The sequence below is a fragment of the Microlunatus sp. Gsoil 973 genome (assembly GCF_009707365.1).
In the GTDB taxonomy this organism is placed as follows: Bacteria; Actinomycetota; Actinomycetes; order Propionibacteriales; family Propionibacteriaceae; genus Microlunatus.
Window position 1 is genome coordinate 4,049,363 of the sequence record NZ_CP046122.1, and the last position, 23,936, is coordinate 4,073,298.

Below are 23,936 nucleotides of genomic sequence, written 5' to 3' on the forward strand. Positions count from 1 at the left end.
CCCCAACCGCGAACGTGGTCTGAGCCGGGCAGCTGTGGCCCGGCGCCGCGGCGTCCCGCGGGTCAGGCGGCGGTGACCGTGTAGCCGCCGGCCTCGTCGACCGCCGCCTCGATCAGGGACAGGTCGATCGGCGTCTCGCTGGTCACCGCCAGGGAGCCCTTCTCCAGTTGGACGTCGACCTGCTGCACACCGGGGATGGCGCTGACCTCCTCGGTGACCGCGTGGACGCAGTGCTCGCAATGCATGCCGGCGACGTTGTAGTTGTTGATCATCCGGGGATGGCACCTTTCTGAATGCGTTGCTTGTCGAAACGGTTCGTCATGGGCAGTCGAGGGCCGGATCAGGAACGCACAAGCCGCGCGATCGCCTTCGATGCCTCTTTGAGTTTCTCCTCCGCCTCGTCACCGCCATTGGTGACCGCTGCCGCGACGCAGTGATCGAGGTGGTCGTCGAGCAGGCCGAGCGCAACCGACTGCAGCGCGCTGGTCATCGCGGATACCTGGGTGAGGATGTCGATGCAGTACTTCTCCTCCTCGATCATCCGCTGCAGGCCGCGGGCCTGGCCCTCGATGCGGCGGAGCCGGCGAAGGTAGTCGGCCTTGTGATTGTTGCTCAGGTAGCCGTGGTCGGCATGCGGAGCCGAGTCGGCAAGCGCCTCATGCGCCGGTTCGTCTACCTGATCGGCGACGCTCGCGCGGGTCGCAGGTTCCGGGATGGTCATTGCCGCGTCCTGTGCTTGACTGCTGTGTTGATACCGAAAGGGTACCCCTATGGGGTAGTTCGCCGAGTTGCTCGGGGTGCCATCGACGGCCGCGGAGGCTCTGCCCGGTCGGTCACCGAGATATGTCGACAAATCGAGTCGTCGCTTGGTTGGCTTGGCTATCAACGGTTATCCCCAGCCCCGGTGGATAAGCGTCGGTCCAGGCACACTTCCCTTGGGTTGTCAATCCCGACGCAACCTGGTCGACACCTGGACGGAAACTTCGCGACTTCTTTCCGTCCACCGGTGGTGGGCAGCATTTGCCCTGGTCAGGGCCATATCTGGATGCTCGTGGGCGAGTTGTCCCCAGAGATGTCCGCAGCCGGTGCACAACGGAAAAGCGTGTCTCCACAGTAGAAAAGAATTTCTCCACAGGACCTGTGGATAACGGGCTTCACGATCGGCCGATCGGGAGCGTACGGTTCTGCGGTGCTGGCCGTCTACGACCCGCCGGAGCCAGAAGCGCGGCGGATCCAGACAGTCGGGGGAACCTGCCGGAGCGCCCCGCCGAGGGACTACCCGAAGGAGCCGGCTCTGTCGGAGCCGGGTTCTACGGTGGAGCGGCAGGATCGAATGACACCGATGTCATTCAACCGGTCACCGGTCGTGTACGGCTTGCCGCCGTGCCCGCGATCGACCAGGGCGTAGCAGAGGAGTGATCGTGAGTCTGGCCGAGGTCAGTTTGCCGTTCGGGAACGACGGGGCACGCCAGTCATCCGGTGGCGTGGTCGACCGTACCCCGCCGCAGGACCTCGCTGCCGAGCAGTCGGTGCTGGGCGCCATGCTGATGAGCAAGGACGCGATCGCCGACGTCGTCGAGGTGCTCCGCGGCACCGACTTCTACCGGCCGGCCCACGAACTCGTCTACGACGCCGTCCTCGATCTTTACGGGCGAGGTGAACCCGCGGACGCGATCACCGTTGCCGCCGAACTGACCCGTCGGGGCGAGATCGGCCGGGTCGGCGGCGCCCCGTATCTGCACGACCTGTTGGCCAGTGTCTCGATCGCGGCCAACGCCGGCTACTACGCCGAGATCGTCCGGGAGAAGGCGATCCTGCGTCGGCTGGTGGACGCGTCCATCCGGATCGGCCAGATGTCGTATGCCGCCGAGGGTGATGTCGACGAGATCGTCGACCGCGCCCAGGCCGAGGTGTACTCGGTCACCGACAAGCGCACCAGCGAGGACTACAAGTCGCTGTCGGAGCTGATGCAGCCGACGATGGACGAGATCGAGGCGATCGGATCCCGCGGTGGACAGCTGGCCGGGGTGCCGACCGGATTCGCCGATCTGGACGAGCTGACCAACGGCATGCATGCCGGGCAGATGATCATCATCGCCGCCCGACCAGGCCTGGGCAAGGCGCTGTCGGTCGAGACGCCGCTGCCGACCCCGACCGGTTGGACGACGATGGGTGAGGTCAGGATCGGCGACCGGCTGGTGGGAGCCGACGGTCGGCCGACGACGGTGGTCGGTGCCACCGACGTGATGACTGACCGGGAGTGCTTCGAGATCAGCTTCTCCGACGGCACCACGGTCATCGCCGACGCCCACCACGAGTGGCAGGTGACCAGCCGGGCCGGCCGCCGCGCGGCAGCCGACCGACCGGTCGATTGCAGCGATGAGACGGTCACTCGGATCGTCCTCCTGGCGATGGTCGCCCGCCACGAGCCCGAGCAGTACGTCGGTCTGCCGGAGTTGCTCGCCGAGACCGGCGAAGAGTTCCGCAATCTGCTGCACGCCGTCGGTCGGCAGGTCGGTGCTGCTGTCGCGGTGCCCGTCGCCGGGTCCGCCGCGGACACGCGCCGGGTGGTCTACCCTCGGGCACGGATGCTGGTCGGACTGGCGTCCTGCCTCACTCGGGACCGCTCCGCCTCGCGCAGAGTTGACCATTCAGCCGTGTACACCACCGCCGAACTGGCCCGGGCCGTACGTCTTGCCGACGGTCGCTGCAACTGGGCGGTTGCCTGCGCCGCGCCCATCGACGGTGCGCCGGTGGACCTGCCGGCCTCGGCGTACGAGCTCGGCGTCCGACTGCTCGAGCGGGTCGGGACGCATGGGGTGGGTCACCTTCCGGCCGGGTATCTGCGCGCGTCGCGCGGCCAGCGCCGCGATCTGTTGGCCGGACTGGTCGATGCCGTCGGCTGCGTGCAGGCGGATGGCCGGATCCGAATCTCGCTGCCCGATGCCGGCCTTGCCGACGCCGTCCACGAGCTGATCGTCTCGCTCGGACATTGCTGCACCCGTGGCCGGGACGCGGGCCACGACCGCGGGACCGGCAGGTTGATGGTGCACACCCTGACCTTCGCGGCCGACGACGATGTGTTCCGGGTGGCGCACAAGGCCGCGGAGCATCGCCGCCGCCGAGCCGCGGATCCGGCCGCCGGCCGTGCCCGGTACATCACCGCGATCCGTCCGGTCGGCAGCCGGCCCGTCCGGTGTGTCGAGGTGGACAGCGATGATCATCTCTACCTGGCCACCCGTTCCATGGTGCCGACCCACAACAGCACCCTCGGGCTCGATCTCGCTCGCGCCGCATCGATCAAACACGGGCTGACCTCGGCGATCTTCTCCTTGGAGATGAGCCAGATCGAGATCGTGATGAGGCTGCTGTCGGCGGAGGCCAGCGTCCCGCTCAATCACATCCGCAACGGCAAGATGAGCGACGACGACTGGCAACGGATCGCCAAGAAGATGGGCGATGTCGCCGAAGCCCCACTGTTCATCGACGACTCACCGAACCTGACCATGATGGAGATCCGGGCCAAGGCCCGCCGGCTCCGGCAGCGGCACGAGTTGAAGTTGATCATCATCGACTACCTCCAGCTGCTCACCTCGGGCAAGAAGGTCGAGTCCCGGCAGGTCGAGGTGTCGGAGTTCTCCCGACAACTGAAACTGCTGGCCAAGGAGCTCGAGGTCCCCGTGGTTGCGCTGGCCCAGCTCAACCGCGGACCGGAGACCCGGGGTGGCGACAAGAAGCCGATGCTCTCCGATCTGCGCGAGAGTGGCTCGTTGGAACAGGACGCGGACATGGTGATCCTGCTCAACCGCCCGGACATCTACGACAAAGAGTCCGAGCGTGCCGGAGAGGCGGACTTCGACGTCGCCAAGCACCGCAACGGGCCGACCAAGACGATCACGGTGGCCTTCCAGGGCCACTACTCGCGATTCATCGACATGCACCACTGATCTTCTCGACGCGGGTCCACGCCGTTCTCAGGTAAGGATTACCCGCGCCGGCGGGCATGTTCGGGTCTAGGAATGGGCGCGTCGATGCGAGACGCTGATCCGGTTGGCTTCGTCACGTCCCGACCTGGAAGGTGTGATCCCATGAACCTGCCGTCCACCGTGTTGGTCACCGGCGCAACCGGAACCGTCGGCTCCGCGCTGGTGGCCGCCCTGCAAGGCCGCGGCCCCACCGTTCGCGCCATGATCCGCGATCCGGGCCGCCAGGTCGCCGCCGTGGAGAACGTGGTCGCCGACCTGACCGACGCCAACGCGACCGCGGCGGCACTGGAGGGCGTCGACGTCGCATTCCTCAACAGTCCCTCGTCACCGGAGGCCGGCCGGCTCCAGATGCAGTTCGCCGACCTCGCCGAACAGGCGGGGGTGCAGCGGCTCGTCGTGCTCTCCCAGTACGCGGCGAACCCCGATTCGCCGGTGCGATTCCTGCGCTGGCACGCCCAGGTCGAGGCACACGTCGCGACTCTCGGCCTCGGGCACACGGTCCTTCGGCCGAATCTCTATCTGCAGGCCCTGCTGGCCTTCGCCGACACGATCGCGCAGGGATGGTTCGCTGCGCCGATAGGCGACGCCGCGGTCAGCGCCATAGACATCCGCGACGTCGCGGCCGCGGCCGCCGCGGTGATCATGGATCCTGCAACCGCCGGTCGCACCTACACGCTGACCGGACCCCGGGCGGTCACCCATCAGGAGATCGCCGACGCCGTTTCAGCCGCGACCGGACGGACCATCACTTTCCAGGATGTGCCCGCGGAGCAGTTCGCGGCCGCACTGTCCGGTGTTCTCCCGCCGTGGCAGGTCGACGGACTGGTCGAGGACTACGCCCACTACGCGCGCGGCGAGGCGGCGTCGGTGGACACCGCAGTCGCTGACCTGACCGGCCGCCCGGCCCGCGACGTCACCGAGTTCGCCGCCGACTACGCGGCCGCCTTCGGGTCCCGGTAGCGGACCGGTCGGGCGGATCAGCCGGTCTACCGCCGGCCGGCCAACTGCCGAGCTTCTCCGGATTGGTAATAGCCCACATCCGTTCGATCCGGGAGTCACGAATCTCGAAGGCGTATACGGCCACCGCCCTGCCCTGCTCCCAGGCGACCAGCCCGGGCCGGCCGTTGACCAACCGCTCCAGCAACTCGATCGTCCTGACCCGGTCACCCAGGCCGACCAGGAACCGGGCAATCTCCTCCGCACCCTCCACCGGACGTCCGAGGGCCGGCGCACGGCCGCCACCGTCGGCGACGGCGATCGCCGACGGATCCAGCAGCCCGATCAGGGTGTCGATATCGGCCGCCTGCCAGGCACGCTTGAACCGACGTACCACCTCCGCCCGTTCGGCAATCGGCGGCGGCACCGGTCGGGCGTCCCGCAGCCGGCGGCGCGCGGACGACGCCAGCTGGCGACAGGCCGCCGGGGTGCGGCCGACGATCCGGCCGATCTCGGAGAACGGGTAGCCGAACACGTCGTGCAACAGGAAGCTGACCCGTTCGGCCGGGGTCATCGCGTCCAGCACCACGAGGAAGGCCATGTCGACCGACTCGTCCAGGGTGATCCGGTCGGCCGGGTCTGCGGGGGCCGTTCCGCCGCCGATCACACTGCCTACCGCACCGCCGCTCGACCGGCCCGTGGACCACTCGCCGGGATCCGGCACGGGCTCGGGCAGCCACTGGCCGACGTACCGCTCCCGCCGTACGCGTGCCGAACCGAGCAGATCAAGACAGATCCGGCTGACCACCGTGTTCAACCAGGCACCCGGCGAGGTGATCCCGCGCCGCTCCTGCGATCCCAGCGCGATCCACCGGGCGTACGCCTCCTGCACGGCATCCTCGGCCTCGGCCAATGAGCCGAGCATCCGGTAGGCGAGATTGACCAGCCGTGGCCGCTCATCCTCCAGCACCCCGGCGCGCACTGCTGCGGCATCGGTGTCCGGTCGTTCGCCCATCACTGCCTCCTGCCCCGGCCCGGCCGAGTCGGCTCGGTCAACCCTTCGACGAACCAACTGCTGCGATTGTGACCCCTCCCCGATGGCGCCCGCACCGGCCTGACATCCGGCTGCCCTGCCTCGTCGATCCGATGAACCGGAACCGACGCACCGCGAGGGGCAGAACATGATCGACATCGCGATCATCCTTGGCAGCACCCGACCCAACCGCAACGGCGCCCAGGTCGCCGAATGGGTCAGCAGTGTCGCCTCCACCAGGACGGACGCTGCCTTCGAGCTGATCGATCTCCGTGATCACCGGCTGCCCCATCTGGACGAACCGCTGTCGCCGCTGCTCGGGCAGTACCAGAACGACCACACCAAGGCGTGGGCGGAGACGATCGCCCGCTTCGACGGCTACGTCTTCGTGACCGCCGAATACAACCACGGGCTGCCCGGGGCGCTGAAGGATGCGATCGACTACCTCGGTGCGGAATGGGCCAACAAAGCGGCCGGGATCGTCTCCTACGGAGTTTCCGGTGGAACAGGCGCGGCATTCCAGCTCCGGCAGATCTGCGGGCAGCTCGGCATCGCCGACGTGTCCCGGCAGCTTCCGCTGAATCTGCGCTTCGAGTTCGAGAACTACAGCGTGTTCACACCGACCGCCGGCCACAGCGGCGACCTCAACACCCTGCTGGACCAGGTGATCTCCTGGAGTACGGCACTTGCCGCCCTGCGGGCCGGTGCCGACATGAGGGTGGCCGAGCCGGCGAGTCGGTGATCATCCCGTCGGGGACCCGACGATCCCGGCCCCGTACCGATCCCGGCCCCAAACCGATCCCCCGAACCGATCCCCCGAACCGATCCCGGCCCCTCGGTCGCAAGGTCAAAGTTCGATCGTGCGGTCGGGAACAGCGGCGTGTCGGAGCCGCGGGGTCAAACTTTGAGCTTCGGAGAGGGGGCGGGTGAGGCAGCCGCCCGATCCTCGGCGACCAGCCGGCGCCGCCGGGCCAGCACCGGGCCGGGCCGCGGGAACAGGAACCTCGCACCGTCCAGGACCGCGTTCTTGTACGCGATGGCCGCACGTCCGGTGAGGACGACGTTCCGCCGGCGCTCGTCGGGGTGGAGGAACTGGATCAGCCCGTGCTTGCGACCCAGGCTGATGCATTCGTGGAAGTAGCGGTAGCGGAAGGGCCGGGGCTCGCGACCGGTGAGCTGCGCGGCGATCGCATCCGCCGCGACAGGTCCGGTGAAACTGCCGGTCCGGCATCCCATCGCCAACTGTTCACCCCACGGACCGGGCACGGCGGCGGCATCGCCGACGACGAAGACGTCGGGGTGGGAGACGGACCGGAAGGTCCGGTCCACCACAGCCCGACCTGCGGCATTGACGTCCAGACCGCTCTCCCGGGCCAGCGCGGACACGCTGAAGCCGCCGGCCCAGACACACACCGCGTGCTCGATGGTCGTTCCGTCGGCGGTCAGTGACCGGTCCGGCAGTACCTCGACCACCCGGGTGCCGGCCCGGACGGTCACGCCGAGCCGGGCCAGGGTGCGCTCCAGATACCGGCGACCGTGATGGGCCAGCCGGGCACCCGGATCGGTCGAGGTCACCAGCGTTGTTCGGAGTTGCGGGAAGGATTCGGCGATCTCGGCGACGGTTTCCAGGCCGGTCAGCCCGCCACCCAGAACGGTCACGGCGGCACCGTCGGGAAGGGCGGTCAGTTGCTCCCGGAGCCGGTACGCCGCCTCCGGACCGGTGAGTGCGGCGGCGTGCTCGTCGACACCGGGCACCGCGGTCAGGTCGACGTTGCTGCCCAGCGCGTAGACCAGGGTGTCGTACTCCAGCTGCCCGTCGGTCAGCTGGACCCGGTGTCCGGCCAGGTCGAGTCCGGTGACCCGGGCGAGCCGCAGCAGCACGCCGGCCCAGGAGACGTAATCGGTGAGCTGGACCTGCCGGATCGGCTGCCCGACCGCCAGTTGGTGCAGCCGCGGCCGCTCGACGAAGGTTTCCGAACCGCTGACCAGAGTCACCGCGACCTCGTCGAGGCGTACCTGACGCGCGAGTCGAACGGCGGTGGGGATGCCGGCGTAGCCGGCTCCGATGATCACGACGCGATGCATCTGCACTACTCCTCAATGGTTGGTCGTCTCTCGGAATCGGGACGAGACAGCCCGCCGGGTTGTGACAGGGTTTGTTCCGGGAGGGCGCGAATGCAGACCGAAGTCACCGACGAGGACGAATTCCTGGCCATACGGCCGCTGCTGTTCTCGATCGCTTACGAGATGACCGGATCGGTCGCCGATGCCGAGGACATCCTGTCCGAGGCGTATCTACGGTTGCGCCGGTCCCGGGAGCACGGCACCAAGATCAGATCGCTGCGGAACTACCTGTCGACCGTCGTGTCCCGGTTGGCGCTTGATCAACTGCAGTCCGCACGCAGCCGCCGCGAGGTCTATGTCGGTCCCTGGCTGCCCGAGCCGCTGGTCGAGGAGGCTTCGTCCGGCGGGTTCGAGCAGGTCGAGCGGTCCGACACCGTATCGATGGCCTTCCTGGTGCTGCTGGAATCGCTCAATCCGGTTGAGCGGGCGGTCTTCGTGCTCCGTGAGGTCTTCTCCTTCGACTATCCGCAGATCGCCGAGATCGTCGGCCGGTCGGAGGCCAACTGCCGGCAGTTGCTGCGCCGGGCCAGGCAGCACGTCGAGCACCGCCAACCCCGGTTCGACGCCGATCCGGCTGATCGGGACGCGCTGGCGCGGCGGTTCTTCGCTGCGCTGGCCCGAGGTGATCTGGGTCCGTTGGTCGATCGGTTGGCCGAGGATGTCGTGGCCTACGGTGACGGGGGCGGCAGTTGGCCGTCGATTCCGCGGCCGATCCTCGGCCGGGAGAATGTGGTTCGGATGCTCACCGGGATGGCCCGCAGCGGGTTCGGCGCCGGCCTGCGCCTGCACCGGGTGACAGTCAACGGCCAGCCGGGTGCCCTGGTCAGGACCGCCGACGGGCGGTTGCTGAACGTCATCGGTCTGGACATCGTCAATGGCCAGATCGTCGCCGTCCGTTCAGTGATCAATCCGGACAAGCTAGGGCACCTGGCGCCGTTGGTTCCCTGGGACGATCCGTTGCGCGGCAACGGCCGCCGGGTCGATCCGGGCTGATCAGGAGGCCCGCTGCCGTTCGAAGACGTCGACCACCTGCTCCACCGACAGGTTCTTGGTCTCCGGCAGGAACCGTGCCACGAAGATCACCGCGAGCAGCGACAGCGCGGCCAGGATGATCATGACCCAACTCAGCCCGATCGCGGTGTTGAGCGTCGGGAAGAGTACGACGATGGCGAAGTTGGACAGCCAGTTCACTGTCGCCGCCCCGGCGGCCGCGCGGCCGCGGACGGAGGTCGGGAAGACCTCCCCCTGGATCAGCCAGCCGGTTCCGCCGACCCCGATCGCGAAACTGGAGATGAACAGTGCGAAGCCGACCATCACCACGATGATCTTGGCCGGACCGGTCAGGAATGCGACGCCGGCGGCGGCGATGACCATGAAGATCAGCATGCCGCCGAAACCGCCGATCGCCAGCTTCCGGCGGCCGATCCGGTCGATGTAGCGGAACGCGAAGAACGTGGCGATCACGTTGACCGCGCCCAGGATGGACGCTGTCTGCAGGCCGGCCATCGCCGAGTCGACGGCGTTGCCGGACTCCTGGAAGAGCCCGCCGAGCAGTTTGGGCCCGTAATAGAACGGGACGTTGATACCGGTGATCTGCTGGAAGATGAAGAAGACGCAGACCACGACCAGTGCCCGGACCACGCCCGGGGTCCACTTCCGTTGCTGTTCTTGTTGCTTGGCCTGTTCCTTGAGCTCCTCCGCGGTGTCGCGCACCTCCTCCTCGGTCACCTGGATGCCGAGTTTGTCGAACGCCTCGCGGGTGTCGGCGTAGCGACCGCGGTCCAGCAACCACCGCGGAGACTCGGGCATTCTGGCCCGTAGCAGCATCGCGATGATCGCCGGCACCGCACCGAGGCCGAAGACGAGCCGCCAGTCCACGGTCTTCAAAGAATGCGGCGCAACGGTGAAGATCAACATGGCGATCAGGTAGGAGACCAGGATCCCGACGGTGATCATCCACTGCTGGATGATGCTGAGCCCGCCGCGCTTCTTCGCCGGGGCGAATTCGGCGATGTAGGCGGTGGCGATCGCCGAATCGGCGCCCACTGCCAATCCGATCAGGGTCCGGGAGATGATCAACATCTCGGCGTTGACGGTGAACGCCGAGAGCAGCGCGCCGATGGCATAGATCAGCGCATCGACGACCAGCAGCGACTTCCGGCCGAACCGGTCGGTCAACGGCCCGGCGCAGATCGCGCCGCCTGCAGCACCCAGCGAGGCTCCGGCGACCAGGTAGCCGGTGGCAAGATCACTCAGGTCGTACGGAATGAAGTTCAGCACCGAGCCGACGACGGAGGTGTCGTAGCCGAAGAGGAAGCCGCCGACACAGGCCAGAACCGTCAGATACCAATAGAACTTGGTCGCCTTCTGCCCGTCCAGGGTCTGTAGCACCCCGACCGCCTCGCTGCTTCCCTCCGATGCCGTGGCCATGGCCACCTCCTGTACGCGTTTTCTGCTCGCATACCCCTGGGAGGTGACGGCAAACGGTTCCTACTCCGGAGTGCGGGCCTGGCTCTCAGGTGGCTCGGTCGGCTCGCCCGGTTCCGGACGCTTCTGCGGCTGCAGCCTGGCCCAGCCGAAGAAGATCACGCAGGCGACCAGCATCGACAGGCCGAGCCAGAGGTTGAGATGGATGCCGGCTGCCCGGTCGATCTCGGCCTGGGAGTCGAAGAAGCTGTAGATGGTCAGCAGGATCCCGTAGATACCGAACAGCGTGCCGATCATCAGCCGCAGGTCGAACAGCCGGCTGGAAGCGGATGCCTCCTTGCCGAGATGTTCGGGGTCGGGCCGTGGCTCGAACCGGCTGGCGACCTCACGGGCCAATCGGCGTTCGCGTTCCTCGTCCCGTTCCGAGCTGCTGGACGGTGGTGTGGGTGGTTCGGACATCGGTGCCTCCCGATCTCTACAGGAAGATGAGCGACAGGACGAGGACGAACAAGATCGCCAGTCCGCCGAGCAGCTTCGGCGACTCGTAGAACGGCGGCTTCTTGACCGTTGCCGGGTCCGGCGCATTGGGGTCCGGGACGCCCCAGACGAGCCCGGCGAGCTGGTGCACCGGCTTGGGCGTTGTGGCCAAGGTCACGATGACGGTGACCACCGCGTCGGCGACGAAGGCCATCATCGCGGCGTAGAAGTTGATGATCTGCGGATTGGGCGTGCCGTCAGGACTCTGCCCGGCGTTCATGTACGCCCAGTGCGGCGCGATCAGGAACTGGAAGGCGGCCGCACCGGCGGTGCCGGCAGCCAGCCCACTGACGCCGGCCCATGGCGTCGCTCGTTTCCAGAACATGGCGATGATGAAGGTCGCGAAGACCGGCGCGTTGAAGAAGCCGAACAGCAACTGGATGTAGTCCATGATGTTGCTGAAGCCGGAGGCGATGAACGCCGTGCTGATGCCGACCAGCACGCCGAGCACGGTGACGACCCGGCCGACATTCAAGTAGTACTTGTCGCTGCGGTTCTTGCGGATGTAGTCCTGCCAGATGTCGTAGGTGAACACCGTGTTGAACGAACTGACGTTGGCCGCCATGCCGGCCATGAATGCCGCCAACAGACCGGCCAGCGCGATGCCCAACGCCCCGTTGGGCAGGAACCGGCCCATCAGCTGCGGGATCGCGGTGTTGTAGTCACCACCGGTGGTGCCGAGCTTGGGGATCAGCACGATGGCCAACAGACCGGGGATCACGGTCAGCGCCGGGATGAAGATCTTGGGGAAGGCGCCGATCAGCGGCGTCCGCTGCGCCGCCGACAGGTCCTTGGCCGACAGCGCCCGCTGAACCTCGGCGAAGTTGGTGGTCCAGTAGCCGAAGGACAACACGAAGCCGAGCCCCATCACGATGCCGATCCAGTCACCCAGCGGGTTGGTCCAACTGCCGACTGCGGTGCCGCCCCAGGTGGAAAGTCCCGGTTCGCCCAGTGCCGACTGCTTGACCCGGTCGGTGAGCTCTCCCCAGCCGCCGATACTGTGCAGGCCGACGATGACCAGGGGGATCAGACCGGCCAGGATGACGAAGAACTGGAGCACCTCGTTGTAGATCGCGCCGGAGAGGCCGCCGAGGGTGATGTAGATCAGTACGAAGCCGGCCGCGACGATGATCGACAGCCAGACCGGCCAGCCCAGCAGTGCCTCGATGATCACCGCCATCGCGTACAGGTTGACGCCGGCGTTCAGCAACGCGGCAACGGCGAAGGTGAGGCCGTTGAACAGGTGTGTCGGTTTGTTGAAACGTCGCAGCAGATATTCCGGCACGGATCGGACCCGGGACCCGTAGTAGAACGGCATCATGACGATGCCGAGGAACACCATCGCCGGTACGGCGCCGATCCAGTAGTAATGGACCGTCGAGATGCCGTATTTTGCGCCGTTGGCCGCCATGCCGAGGATCTCGATCGCCCCGAGGTTGGCCGAAATGAACGCCAGTCCCGTCACCCAGGCCGGAAGTGATCGGCCCGACAGCAGGAAGTCCTCGCTCGTTGCGATGGCCCGCCGGGCAAGCAGGCCGATCCCGATCACCAGGATGAAGTAGATGATCAGCAAGCCGTAGTCGAACCAGTTGACGTCCAGTTTGTCCACCGGAACCTCCTTAGCGCCGTGACCGACACCTGCACCCGGCACGCTGACTTGTCGGTCATTCAACTCCACCACTCCTGCGCCGTCAACGAGCGAAACGCTGTTGCGACGGTGGGTGTCGTGACCGGGTCGTGATCTTGCCTGGTTCGGCCGGATCACCTTGAACGATTGGCTTACCGGGTCGACGTGTCCGCACTCAACGGCTTAAGTGCTTCAGTTCCTCACCGGACGCCACGAGGTTGTGGCCCGGTCGGTCCGGGTTCTCGAGCACCCGCGGGTCGACAGCAGTGCTGTCCAAGATCAGTTCTGCAGTCGCGCTCGCGCCTCGACGAAGGGTTGCCGATCGAAGATGATCTTGATGGAGGTGATCAGCCCGTCGGAGACGGTGTGCAGCTCTGCGCCGGGAGCACCGTCGACCAGCCGGGTGCGGGTGTCGTACATGATCAATGCCGTTCGCTCGTCACCGAACGCGGCAAGCAGCCGGGCGGCGACCAGCGACCTGGCGAACGGCTCCATGAAGCCGCGAAAGGACGGCAACCCGGCGATCGGTCCGTTCGGCGTCTGACAGCTGATCTCGGGGGAGATGTAGGTCAGGGCTGCCTCGAAGTCGCCGCCGGTCCAGGCGTTGAAGTAGTCGAGTGTGGTCTGCAGGGTGGTGCTGATCATGATGCTCCTTCGATGGTCGTAGCACGGTCTCAACTTGGACAGACACCGTGAAGGCGCCGATCGGAACGGTTCTGGAGCGGCGAATCCGAGGGCGGCGTGACGGACGTGGTGGAGGATGGTGGTGTGAGCTCTGCCCAGGGCACCAGGACCGAGGCACATTCCGCACCCGACGACGCGTTCGGCGCGCTGGTCGAGCAGCATCGCCGGGAGCTGCACCTGCACTGCTACCGGATGCTCGGCTCACTCGACGACGCGGACGACCTGCTGCAGGAGACCCTGCTGGCGGCCTGGCGCGGATTGGCCGACTTCGACGGGCGGGCGTCCCTGCGGACCTGGCTCTTCCGCATCGCGACGAACCGCTGTCTGAACGCCATCCGGAACGGCAGGCGTCGCCCGCCATCGGCGCCCGTTCCACCCTTCGAGCCGCCCCCGCCCACCAGGGCCTACGACGTCGGCTGGCTGCAGCCCTATCCCGACCGGCTGCTGGATCCGGCGCGGCGACACGAGTCACGGGCCGACATCGAACTCGCGTTCATCGCCGCACTGCAACGACTTCCGCCGCGCCAGACCGCCGCCGTACTGCTGGTCGACGTGCTCGGGTTCGAGGCGACCGAGGCCGCCCGGATGCTCGACATCGGACCGACAGCACTGAAGGGACTGATGCAGCGCGCCCGGGCCGGTCTTCCGGCCGAGCCCGGGCCGGTCGGCCCGGTAGCCGCACGCGAGTCCCGACTGGCGTCGCGTTTCGCCGACGCGTTCGCCGCCGACGACGTGGACGCGGTGGTGGCCCTGCTCACCGACGATGCCTGGCTTGCGATGCCTCCTGCTCCACAGCAGTACGTCGGCGGTACGGCGGTCGCCGCGTTCCTGCGGGCCAGTGCTTCGGGGCGGGGTGGTCGGCTGACGCTGCTGCCGACCGCGGCGAATCTCCAGCCGGCCTTCGGCTGCTATCTCGCCGCTGCCCCGGCCGGCGTCGTCGTGCTCACCATCGATCCCGAACCTGGGCGCATCTCAGCGATCACTCGGTTCCTCGACCCGTCCCTGCATCGGCGGTTCGGGCTGCCCGAGACACTGTGATCGAACGGGATCGGGCGGTTCGCATCGACTCGTGCCAGTCGGCTGGTCACACCCGGGGCGGTCCCTGCTCCACCCGGCGGACGACCGGTTCGAACCGCTGGAAGTCTCCGCCGGTCTGCGGCATCCGCTCGTCCCACCAGGTCGCGCCGACCTCGGCCAGCGGGGTGATGATCTCCGCCGCGCGGTCGGGGTCCGCTGGCGTGGTTCCGCCGACAACAACCTCGAAGCCGACCATGCTCTGCCGTTCGGCGGCGAGGAAGGTGACCAGGTCGCGTACCTCTCCGGGATCTGGTGCGACGCCGTGCCGGGCGCTTCGGAACAGCGGAACCGCTCCGTCCCAGCGTGCGGCGCGGCGCATCGGCGCCTTGGTCGGCCAGTAGCCGCCGATCCAGACCGGCGGCCGCGGCTGTTGCACAGTCGCCGGAAGTAGCTCGACGTCGTGCACCTGGTAGTGACGGCCGGCGTGATCGATGCGTCTACCCGACCAGTAGCGGGTGATCAACTCCAGTCCCTCGTCGAGTCGGCCGGCCAGCTCCTTGGCGTCGGCATGATCGCCGAAGCTGCCGAACTCGTCCTCGATGGGGGCGCCGAGCCCGGCGGCGAAGATGACTCGTCCGCCGCTCAGCCCGTCGAGGGTGGCGACCTGGCGCGCCAACTGTTCCGGCCGGCGACGCGCCACCGGGGTGAGCAACGGTCCGAACCGCAGCCGCTGCGTGGACAGGGCGACGGCTGTCAACGCGATCCACGGATCGGCGAACGGCACGCCGCGACGCAGAGCCTTGTCGTGCACCATGTGGTCCCAGATGAACAGCGCATCCCAGCCGGCCTCCTCGGCGGCGCGGGCCAACGCGATGATCTTGTGCACGTCGGCGAAGTCGCCGAAGTTCGGGATGTTGATCGAATACTTCACGCCTACATCGTGCACGCCACACCGTGTCCGCGCACCCCGATGGAAGGCGTACGGCGTGGTCGGCCGTGCGCCCTTCGTCGGCGGTGGACTGCCCAGGGCGACCCCGCACCCTTTGCTCGACCCCGCGCCCTTTGCTCGGCGGCGCACCACCTGCAGGCGGTGCGCGGCCGACCAACTGGTGCGGGGGCGAGCAACCGGTGCGAAAGGGGGCAGCGGAGCCGCGCTGATCAGTCCGCGACCGCGCGTAACAGCCGGTGGCCGATCTTCTCGGTCGCTGCAGCCAGCTCCGGGGAGTCGATGATGTGGTAGTCGACCGGGAGCATGGTCAGCTGGGCGGCGTACCAGTCCGGCTCGTCGGTGGTCGCGGTCAGCCGGGTGTGGTCCTGGTCGATCGGTTCACATCGTCCGAACCCGCCGGGGATCCACATCCGGGCGACCTCGACCCCGGTGTCGATGATCACCTCGACCCGGAAACTCCAGCCCTGGTGCAGATGATCTTCCAGGGTCCGTACCGGATCGAGGTCGTCGGGCGGGCTGAACGTCTCCGGCAGCGACTCGATCCTGATCACCCGATCGACACGCAGCGTGCGTACGGCGTCCGAGTCGTGGGACCAGCAGAGCAGATACCACCGGCCATGGCGGACGACGACGGCCCAGGGGTCGACCCGGGTCTTCCAGGTCCGGGACGGATCACCGTACTCGAGCAGGATCCGATGGCCGTCCTCGCAGGCCCGGACCAGCGCCGCGGTGGTGTCCAGGTCGGGCCGTACGGCTGCACGATCGGGCGCGGTCGCGATCAGCCGACGGACGGTTTCGGCGGGCGCGGCGACCGGCTCGGGCAGGGCGCGGATGATCTTGCGAACGGCACTGCCGACCGGGCTGTCGGAGTCGTTGATCGGATGGTGGCCGTCCAGTACGGCCATCACCAGTCCGAGGGCCTCGGTCGCGGTGAACATCAGCGGTGGCAGCCGCAGACCACGACCCACGCGGTAGCCGCCGTACGGACCGCGGACCGACTCGATCGGCACCCCCGCCTCTCGAAGCACCGCCACGTAGCGGCGCGCGGCGCGATCGGAGACCCGCAGCCGATCGCCGAGCTGCTCGGCGGTGATGCCAGGGTTGTTCTGCACCAGCTCCAGCAGGAGCAGGGCCCGGGACAGCGGACTGTCGTCTCGTCTCGTGGCCATGCCACGTCACCTCCCAGATCTGGGACCGAACATTCCGGAAGTCATGCGTCCGGAACCGACCCTAACCTGCGCCTATGACCACCACCGACAGCTCAACGACATCGCGACCGTCCGGGGTGTTGACCGCGGAACAGATCGCTGCGCTGACGTATCCGCCGCCCGCCGGCAACGACGTCGAGATCCTGCTCGGATCCCTGGAGCGGATGCGCCGGACGTTCATCTGGAAGGCGTCGGGGGTGCCCGACGAGACGTCGCGGACGGTGACCGTCGGCACGTCGACGCTCACCCTCAGCGGATTGATGAAGCACCTGACCTACTGCGAGTATCACTGCTTCATGGGGCGCTTCCTGTACATCCAGCCGCCCGGGCCGCCGGACAGCTCGGCACACGAGGACTGGTACTTCACGCCGGGACCTGACGAGACACCGGAGGTCCTGCTGGACGGCTGGCGGCGGGCCGCCCAGAAGTCGCGGGAGATCGTGGCCGAGGCACTTGCCGGCGAGCAGGGACTGGACACGATGGGCAAGCTGGTCTGGCCGGACGGCCGGAGCCAGACCCTGCGCGCGATCATCACCGACCTGATCGAGGAGTACGGCCGGCACACCGGACACGCCGACCTGATCCGGGAGTCGATCGACGGGCTGGTCGGGGAGGATCCGCCGGACTGACTCACGGCCTGACCGGTGACCGAGGGCCGGACCGCCCAGGGATCACCGGCCGCCGGACACCCGCAAGGTCGTCGCCGTCACATACGAGGCGGCCGGGCTGACCAGCCAGCTGACCGCCTCGGCGACCTCGTCCGGCTCACCGGCCCGTCCCAGCGGGACGCCCGGTGCGATCCGATCAAGTCGACCGGCGTCTCCGGCGCACGCGTGGATGTCGGTCCGGATCAATCCGGGCGCCACGCCGACAACCCGGATCCCTTCGCCGGCCACCTCCTTGCCCAGACCGAGGGTCAGCGTGTCCAGTCCGGCCTTGGCCGCGGCGTAGTAGACGTACTCCCCCGGAGAGCCGATGGTGGCGGCACCGGAGGAGATGTTGACGAGCACTCCGCCGTCGCCGCCGTAGGACCGCCCCATCGCCCGGACCGCAGCCCGCGCCACGAGGATCGCGCCGGTGAGGTTGACGTCGATGCTGTCCTTGATCACGCCGACCGGAGTCTCGGCGAGGCTCGCCAGGTTTCGGGTGATGCCTGCGTTGTTGATCACGGCGGTGAGCCGACCCACGGCCGCGGCGGCGGAGAACAGCGCGTCGATCTGCGGCGGCTCGGACACCTCGCACTGCACCAGCGTGCAGGTCGACCCCCGATCGCGTACGGCTCGGGCCGTGCGCTCGGCGGCCGCACGGTCCGCCCGATAAGCCAACACAAGATCATGGCCGTCCTCGGCCAGCTTCACCGCGGTCGCAGCACCGATGCCTCGCGTGCCACCGGTGATCAAGGTCAGTTGACGCGCCATGATCAGGAGTCAACCACACCGATCGGGCGCGTCAGAGTTCCTTCTCGAACCAGCACCGGGCGTACGGATTGTCGTTGTAGCTTTCGATCTCGCGGTAGCCCTGTTTGTGATACATCGCGATGGCCTCGGTCAGGCTGTCGTTGGTGTCCAGCCTGATGAGCCGGTGGCCGAGCGCGGCCGACAGGGACTCCAGATGACGCAGCAACCGTGATCCCAGCCCGACCCCGCGGCAGTCGGGATCGACCCACATCCGTTTCACCTCGCCGACATTCTGCGACAACGAGCGAATTCCGCCGCAGGCCACCGGAACACCGTCCCGTAGGGCCAGGACGAAGGCGCCGCCCGGCGGGCTGAGCGATGCGTCCTCTTCCGCCGACCGGGACGCGTCGAAGCCGTCGGTGAACCGCTCGGCAAGCTCGGCGAAGTACCTGCCGACCGCTGTCAGGGCGATCGGCGATCGGGGATCGACGGTCCGGAAAGTGATGTCCCGGCGCGGATCCGATGGCGACTGCGGCCGGGGTGAGAGGGAGGCCACGATCCGACCGTATTCCATGATCGACAGCGCCGTAGGCGGTGGTGTGCCCAGGCAGGTGTCGGGCAGTTCGCCGCCCAGCTCGCCCGGCGATTATGTGCAGCAATTGATCAGGTTTAGCTCCGGGTCACCGCAGCGGACTGTTTTGCCCCCTATCGCGGGACCCCGCTGGACCCGTAAGTTACGCACCAGTATCGGCGCACCAACGAAGGGACCTCCCGTCTGATGCGAATCTCTCCCCATTCCAGCGGGCGGGCAAGAGCCCGCCTTGTGATTGCCGGCGCCTCGGCGCTGAGCCTGGCGCTGGTGGGCCTCGGAACTGCTACTGCGACCGCCGGCCCGACCGCCCGTACCCCGTTCCCCGGATCGGTCCCGAAGTTCGTCGCCGCGGCGAACGACTCCGGAACCACTTCCGACTCCACCGTCGAGGGCCTGGTGTTCCTCGATCTCCAGGACGAACTCGGCGCCCAGCAGTTCGCCGCCGCCGTCTCAACACCCGGCTCCAAGCAGTACGGCAAGTACCTCAGCCCGCAGGACTGGATCACGAGGTTCGCGCCGACCCAGCAGGAGTTCGACACCGTCAAGCAGTATCTGGTCAGCAGCGGGCTGTCGATCACCGGAGCGCCGCAGAGCCGCGAATACATCGTCTTCCGCGGACCGGCCGACGCGACGAACGCCGCCTTCAACACCAAGCTGCATGACTACAAGGTGAGCGGCAAGACCGTGTCGGCACCCAGCACTGCGCCCTCACTGCCCAGGTCCGTCGCGGCGCATGTCCTCGGCGTCAGCCTCGGCGACGCCCCGGCCAAACTCAACCGCCCGTCGATCACCCGCCCGGGACAGGGCATCCGCGGGGCCAAACCGGCGCAGACCGGCAAGGCGACGACCAGGGGCCTCACCTCCACAGGCGTGGTGAAGCAGGGTGTGGCGAAGAACTCCAACCAGTCCACCACAAGCGACCAGTGCTCCTCCTACGCCGGCGAGTACGAGACGACGATGCCGGAGGCGTACGGGAAGACCACCTTCCCGACCTACATCTGCGGCTACCTGCCCAGCCAGTTGCGCTCGGCCGGGAATCTGAACCGGTTGATCAACTCCGGCTACGACGGCAGCGGCGTCACCATCGGCATCGTCGATGCGTACGCGTCGCCGACCATCCTGCAGGACACCAACGACTACATGCGTGCGGTCGGTTCTCCGCTGCTGACCAAGTTCACCGATATCAGCTACCCGGCGAGCTCCTTCTCCGACGAGGCTCTTTGCCAGTTCCCGTCCGGCTGGCAGACCGAGCAGACCCTGGACATCGAGTCGGCGCACTCCATCGCTCCCGGTGCGAACATCGTTTACTCCGGCGGCTACAACTGCGGTGGCGGCATCACGCTGGCCGTCTCGAAGATCCTCGACCAGGGACTGGCCGACATCGTCAGCAACAGCTACGGCTACCGGGGCGAGGACGTCGGTGATGATCTGATCCGCGGCGAGCAGAACCTGCATCTGCAGGCCGCCGGCGAGGGCATCGGCCTCTACTACTCCACCGGCGATGACGGCGACAACTCGGTGGTCACCGGTCAGGTCGAGGCCAACTGGCCGGCCACGTCGCCCTGGGTCACCGCGGTCGGTGGCACCAGCGAGGCGATCGGCGCACGGGGCGACTACCTGTTCGAGACCGGTTGGGGAACCATTCTCAACAAGGTCGTCAACGGTGCCTACGAGGCACCGCTGCCCGGAGGCTATTACGGCGGTCAGACCGGCGGCGGGATCAGTTCGGTGATCGCGCAGCCTTCCTACCAGCAGGGCGTGGTTCCGACCTCCCTTTCCGGCAGGGGATCACAGGCGTCCCGGGTCGAGCCCGATGTGGCTGATCTTGCCGACCCGTACACCGGCTTCCTGATCGCGCTGCGGCCGATCATCGACGACAGCACTCTGGAGACAGGTCCGCTGGAGTTCGGGACTATCGGCGGAACGAGCCTGGCCACCCCGATCACGGCGGCCAAGATGGCTCTGGTGCAGCAGGTGGCCGGTCGTCAGATCGGCTTCGCCAATCCGTTGCTCTACCAGCAGTACAGACTGAACCGGCACGCCTTCCACGACGTCAAGCCGCCCGCAACGCCGTGGGCCCTGGCCTACGTCAGCGCTGCCGGGAACCGGTACCTGGCGACCACCAATGTGGGTTTCAGCCTGTTCACGGCCAAGGGCTACGACGACATGACGGGTATCGGCACCTTGAAGGTCCCGGAACTGTCGCAGGGCGTCAGCCGCTCCGTGTTCAGTGGACACAAGGGCGGCCACGGTCACCGTCATGGCGACAGCACCAAGGGAGGTCACGGTAAGCGACACTGATCGCGCCGACACCGCCAGATGATCATGGGCGGCATCACCTTCGACGGTGATGCCGCCCATGATCGTTTTCCAAGCCGTGCAAAGATCAAGTATGAAGATCACTGATGTTCGCTGCGCCGTGATCGGCACCAACCCGGTGGTCCGCATCGTCACCGACGAAGGATTGGACGGGTACGGCCCGGTCGAGTCGTACAAGCCGTACCTGAAATGGCACGTGCTGCACTACCGCGACTTCCTGATCGGCGAGGACCCGACCCTGGTCGAACGGACGATGCTCAAGATCAGACATCGTGGGTCGTTCAAGCCGTGGGGCGCGGCCGTGAGTGCGATCGAGATCGCGTTGTGGGACCTGGCCGGCAAGGCCGCCGGCCTGCCGGTGCACCGGTTGCTCGGCGGCAAAGTGCGTGACCGGGTGCGGGTCTACAACGGCGCCGTACGGTTCCCCGGCGCGACGACTCGCCGGAGGCGTACGCGGAATCCATGAGGGCGATGAAGGCGTCGCCGGAGGGTTTCACGATCATCAAGGACTCGATCTCGTTCCACAGTTCGATGGCCCGCTCCGTGCCGAACTTCTTCTACGGCGACCCCATCGCCCAGGGCCACGGCAACCGGGATCGCGGGCTGCTCACCGAGCGCGGTCTGAGTCACGCGGTGGCCTGCATCGAGGCGATGAAGGAGGTGCTCGGTGACGAGGTCGGTCTGGCCGTGGACTGCGGCCCCGGCTGGACGGTCCCGGATGCGATCCGCTTCGGCCGGGCGGTCGAACCGCTGAACCTGATGTGGTTGGAGGATCTGCTGACCGGTGATTACACGCCGTACGTCGACGCCGCAGCCTACCGGGAGGTGACCACCGCGACGACGACGCCGACACACACCGGCGAGCAGCTCTACCTGCGGCAGAACTTCGTGGAGCTGATCGAACGCCAGGCGGTCCGGGTCGTCGGTCCGGATCCGGCAGACGTCGGCGGACTGGCCGAGCTGAAGTGGATCGCCGAGTACGCCGATCTGCACGGGATCGGCATGGCACCGCACGGCACCGGGGACGGTCTGCTCGGACTCGCCACGCTGATCCAGGTGAGTGCCACCCTGCCGGCCAACTACATCGCCTTCGAATACCCGGTCGGCAACCCTGCCTGGTGGTACGACATCGTCGACGGGCTGCCCGGGCCGATCGTCACCGACGGGCACATCAGCGTCGGCGACGCGCCAGGTCTCGGCGTCACCCTCCGCGTCGAGGAGGCCAAGCGGTACCTCGCCGAGGAGGACGCGGGCTTCTTCGACTGACGCCCGGACGAGCTGTTGCCCGTTGGGGCAACCGGGCTGTCTCCGATGGCGGCCCGTCCGGTCGGCCGACCGGCGACCACCCGGTGCCACGCTGTGCAGGAAGTGGGGGGCGGCAGTGCGAGAACGGACGACCAGATCGTCGAAGGCGTCGGCGGCGGGCAAGGCGAAACGGCCGGTCCCCGACGAGACCGAACCGTCGCCCCCGGAGCTGCACCGACTGCTTCGGCTGCAACGCAGTGCCGGTAATCGAGCTGTCGCCGGCGCCCTGGTGCCGGTGCAACGGGATCCGGTCGCCTACGAGCCGGGAGAGAGCGAGACGGCAACCGCCCGCGGTGTGATCTCCCCGGACGTCCGACTGCTCGCCGGCACGGGCTCGCGCTTCAACGCCGCGGCCAATTCGGTCCTGGTCGCCGACTTCCGTCCCAATTCCGCCGTCGTCCGGACATCGGCCCGCGAGGAGCTCAGCGGCTCCTGGACTCGGATCCTGGAGGGTCAGCGAACCAGGCAGTACGCGCTGCTGGGCTTCACCGACGCCACCGGCGACGAGGGCCCGAACCAGAGTCTCCGGCTCAACCGCGCTCGCGCCGTTGCTGCCCTGCTCCCGGGTACCGCCGGGCGCGGCGTGGTCGGAGCGGCCCCGACCGGCGAGTTCATCACCGGCAATACCACCCGCGAGGAGCGCGCGCTGAACCGGGCGGTGCTGATCCGGTTGCCCCCGGAGGAGCTTCGGGAGGTCGGCCAGGTCGACCGGTACAGCGCGGCCGCGGTGGCGTTCTGGCAGACCCATCCGACGGCCACGGTGACCGACCTCGTCGACGCCGTCAGCCGCGAGGCGGTCGGCATGTTGGTCGACAACGGAGTACCGGCGCCCGACGTCGTGCCGGGGACCGTGCCGAAGGCCAGCTCCACGCTCGCCTTCTTCAGCGCGGAGGACTGGCAGATCACCCTCGACACCGGCGCGCTCGCGGGCGCATCCGGACAGGCCGGCGTCACGCCCGCGACGACCATGGCCGGCCTGAGTGTCGAGGCGGTCGCGGAGCTGTCACAGGCCTGCTATCACGAGGCCCGCCACGCGGAGCAGGCCTTCCTGGCGGCTCGGGCAGCGGCCGAGGAGCAGGGTGGTGCGACCGACCCAGCGACGCTGGCGCGATCACTGGGGATCCGTGCCGACGTTGCAGCCGCGGCGGTCACCGCCTCCAGCGTCGTATTGCCGGACGTGCTGCGAGCCAAGGGCGATGCCTGGCGGAGCTTCATGCGCGGCGGCCGGTACGTGCCGTACCGGACCTGGAACGAGAAACTCAAGAGCCAGATCGAGATCTTCAATTTCGTCTTCGGACCACAGATCAGCAAGTGGACCACTCCGGGCCCGGACCTGCTGGGTGCCGCCGCGATCTGGACCATCTGGGAGAAGGGGCTCCACCCGACCCTGGACAAGAACTTCCGCCGCGATCTGTCCTTCCGCGCCGATGCGCTGATCCGTGACCTGCAACGTGATCGGACTCCCGATCCGCTCCCGCGCCGACGTGTTGCGCACCCTGAACCAGACGGCGGGCAAGCTGTTCATCATGTTGGCCAAGGAGAGATCGGGCAAAGACCTGCCGGACTTCGCTGCCGTGGGCAAGCTCGACGCCGAGAGCAGGGATCTGGAGGACAACAAGGCCCAGCAGTGGTTGCTTGAGTTGTACCTGGCCATGCTCGAGGTCTCGGAGGCCGCCGATGCCGGCTATCGCAACTATCCGGGCGAAGCGGACTCCTACGCCGTCGGTGCAGCGGTCAAGGCAGCGGTGATCACTCGGGGCAGCCCATGAGCCGCGGGCACCCTCCGACGACGACG

The 23,936-nt window shown here is 67.7% G+C and carries 23 protein-coding genes; 11 read left to right on the forward strand and 12 right to left on the reverse strand.

Translation table 11 applies throughout. The features are described 5' to 3' along the window. Window positions 1–62: 62 nt before the first annotated feature. Complete coding sequence (locus tag GJV80_RS19055; protein ID WP_154689251.1) at window positions 63–272, reverse strand: heavy-metal-associated domain-containing protein; 210 nt, start codon at window positions 270–272, stop codon at window positions 63–65. A gap of 68 nt (window positions 273–340) precedes the next feature. Further along, on the reverse strand, window positions 341–721 hold the full coding sequence (locus GJV80_RS19060) for a metal-sensitive transcriptional regulator (protein ID WP_154689252.1): 381 nt from the start codon (window positions 719–721) through the stop codon (window positions 341–343). A 763-nt stretch (window positions 722–1,484) separates the two neighbouring features. Between GJV80_RS19060 and dnaB the strand changes: the two genes are divergently transcribed. Next, window positions 1,485–3,947, forward strand: coding sequence for a replicative DNA helicase (dnaB, locus tag GJV80_RS19065; protein WP_255455590.1), 2,463 nt, complete (start codon window positions 1,485–1,487; stop codon window positions 3,945–3,947). 141 nt (window positions 3,948–4,088) lie between these two features. Then, window positions 4,089–4,946, forward strand: a complete 858-nt coding sequence (locus tag GJV80_RS19070) for an NmrA family NAD(P)-binding protein (RefSeq protein ID WP_154689253.1) — start codon at window positions 4,089–4,091, stop codon at window positions 4,944–4,946. Here GJV80_RS19070 and sigJ read toward each other — a convergent pair. Then, window positions 4,900–5,937, reverse strand: a complete 1,038-nt coding sequence (gene sigJ, locus GJV80_RS19075) for an RNA polymerase sigma factor SigJ (protein WP_154689254.1) — start codon at window positions 5,935–5,937, stop codon at window positions 4,900–4,902. The genes GJV80_RS19070 and sigJ overlap by 47 nt on opposite strands. Before the next feature lie 166 nt (window positions 5,938–6,103). On the opposite strand from sigJ, the gene GJV80_RS19080 reads away from it, so the two are divergent. Beyond that, a complete protein-coding gene (locus GJV80_RS19080; RefSeq protein ID WP_154689255.1) occupies window positions 6,104–6,697 on the forward strand; it encodes an NADPH-dependent FMN reductase in 594 nt (197 codons plus the stop codon). A gap of 155 nt (window positions 6,698–6,852) precedes the next feature. Here GJV80_RS19080 and GJV80_RS19085 read toward each other — a convergent pair whose 3' ends face one another. Then, window positions 6,853–8,040 (reverse strand): NAD(P)/FAD-dependent oxidoreductase, encoded by a 1,188-nt coding sequence (locus GJV80_RS19085; RefSeq protein WP_154689256.1) that lies wholly within the window; start codon window positions 8,038–8,040, stop codon window positions 6,853–6,855. 90 nt (window positions 8,041–8,130) lie between these two features. Between GJV80_RS19085 and GJV80_RS19090 the strand changes: the two genes are divergently transcribed. Further along, window positions 8,131–9,072, forward strand: coding sequence for an RNA polymerase sigma-70 factor (locus GJV80_RS19090; protein ID WP_154689257.1), 942 nt, complete (start codon window positions 8,131–8,133; stop codon window positions 9,070–9,072). On the opposite strand, the gene GJV80_RS19095 is transcribed toward GJV80_RS19090, so the two are convergent. The 4 genes from GJV80_RS19095 to GJV80_RS19110 all read right to left on the reverse strand — a co-directional run bounded on the left by GJV80_RS19095 (window position 9,073) and on the right by GJV80_RS19110 (window position 13,315). After that, the gene (locus GJV80_RS19095; RefSeq protein WP_154689258.1) at window positions 9,073–10,509 is read right to left on the reverse strand and encodes a sugar porter family MFS transporter; all 1,437 of its coding nucleotides are present in this window, start codon (window positions 10,507–10,509) and stop codon (window positions 9,073–9,075) included. It abuts the gene before it with no gap. A 60-nt stretch (window positions 10,510–10,569) separates the two neighbouring features. Continuing rightward, on the reverse strand, window positions 10,570–10,965 hold the full coding sequence (locus GJV80_RS24295; RefSeq protein WP_230207852.1) for a hypothetical protein: 396 nt from the start codon (window positions 10,963–10,965) through the stop codon (window positions 10,570–10,572). Window positions 10,966–10,981: 16 nt separating this feature from the next. Further along, the gene (locus GJV80_RS19105; RefSeq protein WP_154689259.1) at window positions 10,982–12,652 is read right to left on the reverse strand and encodes a sodium:solute symporter family protein; all 1,671 of its coding nucleotides are present in this window, start codon (window positions 12,650–12,652) and stop codon (window positions 10,982–10,984) included. 297 nt (window positions 12,653–12,949) lie between these two features. Beyond that, window positions 12,950–13,315 (reverse strand): nuclear transport factor 2 family protein, encoded by a 366-nt coding sequence (locus GJV80_RS19110; protein WP_154689260.1) that lies wholly within the window; start codon window positions 13,313–13,315, stop codon window positions 12,950–12,952. 123 nt (window positions 13,316–13,438) lie between these two features. On the opposite strand from GJV80_RS19110, the gene GJV80_RS19115 reads away from it, so the two are divergent. Continuing rightward, window positions 13,439–14,392, forward strand: coding sequence for an RNA polymerase subunit sigma-70 (locus GJV80_RS19115; RefSeq protein ID WP_154689261.1), 954 nt, complete (start codon window positions 13,439–13,441; stop codon window positions 14,390–14,392). A gap of 46 nt (window positions 14,393–14,438) precedes the next feature. Here GJV80_RS19115 and GJV80_RS19120 read toward each other — a convergent pair whose 3' ends face one another. Together GJV80_RS19120 and GJV80_RS19125 are read right to left on the reverse strand one after the other, a co-directional pair. After that, a complete protein-coding gene (locus GJV80_RS19120) occupies window positions 14,439–15,302 on the reverse strand; it encodes an LLM class flavin-dependent oxidoreductase (protein ID WP_154689262.1) in 864 nt (287 codons plus the stop codon). A gap of 227 nt (window positions 15,303–15,529) precedes the next feature. Beyond that, window positions 15,530–16,489, reverse strand: coding sequence for a YafY family protein (locus tag GJV80_RS19125; RefSeq protein ID WP_154689263.1), 960 nt, complete (start codon window positions 16,487–16,489; stop codon window positions 15,530–15,532). A gap of 74 nt (window positions 16,490–16,563) precedes the next feature. Here GJV80_RS19125 and GJV80_RS19130 point away from each other — a divergent pair, with 74 nt between their 5' ends. Next, the gene (locus tag GJV80_RS19130) at window positions 16,564–17,157 is read left to right on the forward strand and encodes a DinB family protein (RefSeq protein WP_154689264.1); all 594 of its coding nucleotides are present in this window, start codon (window positions 16,564–16,566) and stop codon (window positions 17,155–17,157) included. Between the two features lie 42 nt (window positions 17,158–17,199). On the opposite strand, the gene GJV80_RS19135 is transcribed toward GJV80_RS19130, so the two are convergent. Then, window positions 17,200–17,946 carry an SDR family oxidoreductase gene (locus tag GJV80_RS19135; protein ID WP_154689265.1) on the reverse strand — a complete coding sequence of 249 codons (747 nt, stop codon included), beginning with the start codon at window positions 17,944–17,946 and terminating at the stop codon, window positions 17,200–17,202. Between the two features lie 31 nt (window positions 17,947–17,977). Next, entirely contained in the window at window positions 17,978–18,481 is a 504-nt protein-coding gene (locus GJV80_RS19140; RefSeq protein ID WP_230207853.1) for a GNAT family N-acetyltransferase, read from the reverse strand. A gap of 303 nt (window positions 18,482–18,784) precedes the next feature. Between GJV80_RS19140 and GJV80_RS19145 the strand changes: the two genes are divergently transcribed. The 5 genes from GJV80_RS19145 (at window position 18,785) to GJV80_RS19160 (ending at window position 23,910) form a co-directional block, all read left to right on the forward strand. Beyond that, window positions 18,785–20,818 carry a protease pro-enzyme activation domain-containing protein gene (locus GJV80_RS19145; protein ID WP_230207854.1) on the forward strand — a complete coding sequence of 678 codons (2,034 nt, stop codon included), beginning with the start codon at window positions 18,785–18,787 and terminating at the stop codon, window positions 20,816–20,818. A gap of 91 nt (window positions 20,819–20,909) precedes the next feature. Further along, window positions 20,910–21,302 (forward strand): hypothetical protein, encoded by a 393-nt coding sequence (locus tag GJV80_RS24300; protein ID WP_230207855.1) that lies wholly within the window; start codon window positions 20,910–20,912, stop codon window positions 21,300–21,302. Then, a complete protein-coding gene (locus GJV80_RS19150; RefSeq protein WP_230207856.1) occupies window positions 21,299–22,102 on the forward strand; it encodes an enolase C-terminal domain-like protein in 804 nt (267 codons plus the stop codon). Before GJV80_RS24300 ends, GJV80_RS19150 begins: the two co-directional genes overlap by 4 nt. A 115-nt stretch (window positions 22,103–22,217) precedes the next feature. Beyond that, window positions 22,218–23,780 carry a hypothetical protein gene (locus GJV80_RS19155; RefSeq protein WP_195909016.1) on the forward strand — a complete coding sequence of 521 codons (1,563 nt, stop codon included), beginning with the start codon at window positions 22,218–22,220 and terminating at the stop codon, window positions 23,778–23,780. After that, the gene (locus GJV80_RS19160) at window positions 23,773–23,910 is read left to right on the forward strand and encodes a hypothetical protein (protein WP_154689269.1); all 138 of its coding nucleotides are present in this window, start codon (window positions 23,773–23,775) and stop codon (window positions 23,908–23,910) included. The genes GJV80_RS19155 and GJV80_RS19160 overlap by 8 nt, the downstream gene beginning before the upstream one ends. Window positions 23,911–23,936: the final 26 nt, after the last annotated feature.

Excerpts from the sequence above, each read along its gene's own strand:
- sigJ (WP_154689254.1), bottom strand. The coding sequence starts at position 5,937 with ATGGGCGAACGACCGGACACCGATGCCGCAGCAGTGCGCGCCGGGGTG.
- GJV80_RS19085 (WP_154689256.1), bottom strand. The coding sequence starts at position 8,040 with ATGCATCGCGTCGTGATCATCGGAGCCGGCTACGCCGGCATCCCCACC.
- GJV80_RS19110 (WP_154689260.1), bottom strand. The coding sequence starts at position 13,315 with ATGATCAGCACCACCCTGCAGACCACACTCGACTACTTCAACGCCTGG.
- GJV80_RS19090 (WP_154689257.1), top strand. The coding sequence starts at position 8,131 with ATGCAGACCGAAGTCACCGACGAGGACGAATTCCTGGCCATACGGCCG.
- GJV80_RS19080 (WP_154689255.1), top strand. The coding sequence starts at position 6,104 with ATGATCGACATCGCGATCATCCTTGGCAGCACCCGACCCAACCGCAAC.
- GJV80_RS19095 (WP_154689258.1), bottom strand. The coding sequence starts at position 10,509 with ATGGCCACGGCATCGGAGGGAAGCAGCGAGGCGGTCGGGGTGCTACAG.
- GJV80_RS19135 (WP_154689265.1), bottom strand. The coding sequence starts at position 17,946 with ATGGCGCGTCAACTGACCTTGATCACCGGTGGCACGCGAGGCATCGGT.
- GJV80_RS19055 (WP_154689251.1), bottom strand. The coding sequence starts at position 272 with ATGATCAACAACTACAACGTCGCCGGCATGCATTGCGAGCACTGCGTC.
- GJV80_RS19070 (WP_154689253.1), top strand. The coding sequence starts at position 4,089 with ATGAACCTGCCGTCCACCGTGTTGGTCACCGGCGCAACCGGAACCGTC.
- GJV80_RS24295 (WP_230207852.1), bottom strand. The coding sequence starts at position 10,965 with ATGTCCGAACCACCCACACCACCGTCCAGCAGCTCGGAACGGGACGAG.
- GJV80_RS19060 (WP_154689252.1), bottom strand. The coding sequence starts at position 721 with ATGACCATCCCGGAACCTGCGACCCGCGCGAGCGTCGCCGATCAGGTA.
- GJV80_RS19130 (WP_154689264.1), top strand. The coding sequence starts at position 16,564 with ATGACCACCACCGACAGCTCAACGACATCGCGACCGTCCGGGGTGTTG.
- GJV80_RS24300 (WP_230207855.1), top strand. The coding sequence starts at position 20,910 with ATGAAGATCACTGATGTTCGCTGCGCCGTGATCGGCACCAACCCGGTG.
- GJV80_RS19150 (WP_230207856.1), top strand. The coding sequence starts at position 21,299 with ATGAGGGCGATGAAGGCGTCGCCGGAGGGTTTCACGATCATCAAGGAC.
- GJV80_RS19125 (WP_154689263.1), bottom strand. The coding sequence starts at position 16,489 with ATGGCCACGAGACGAGACGACAGTCCGCTGTCCCGGGCCCTGCTCCTG.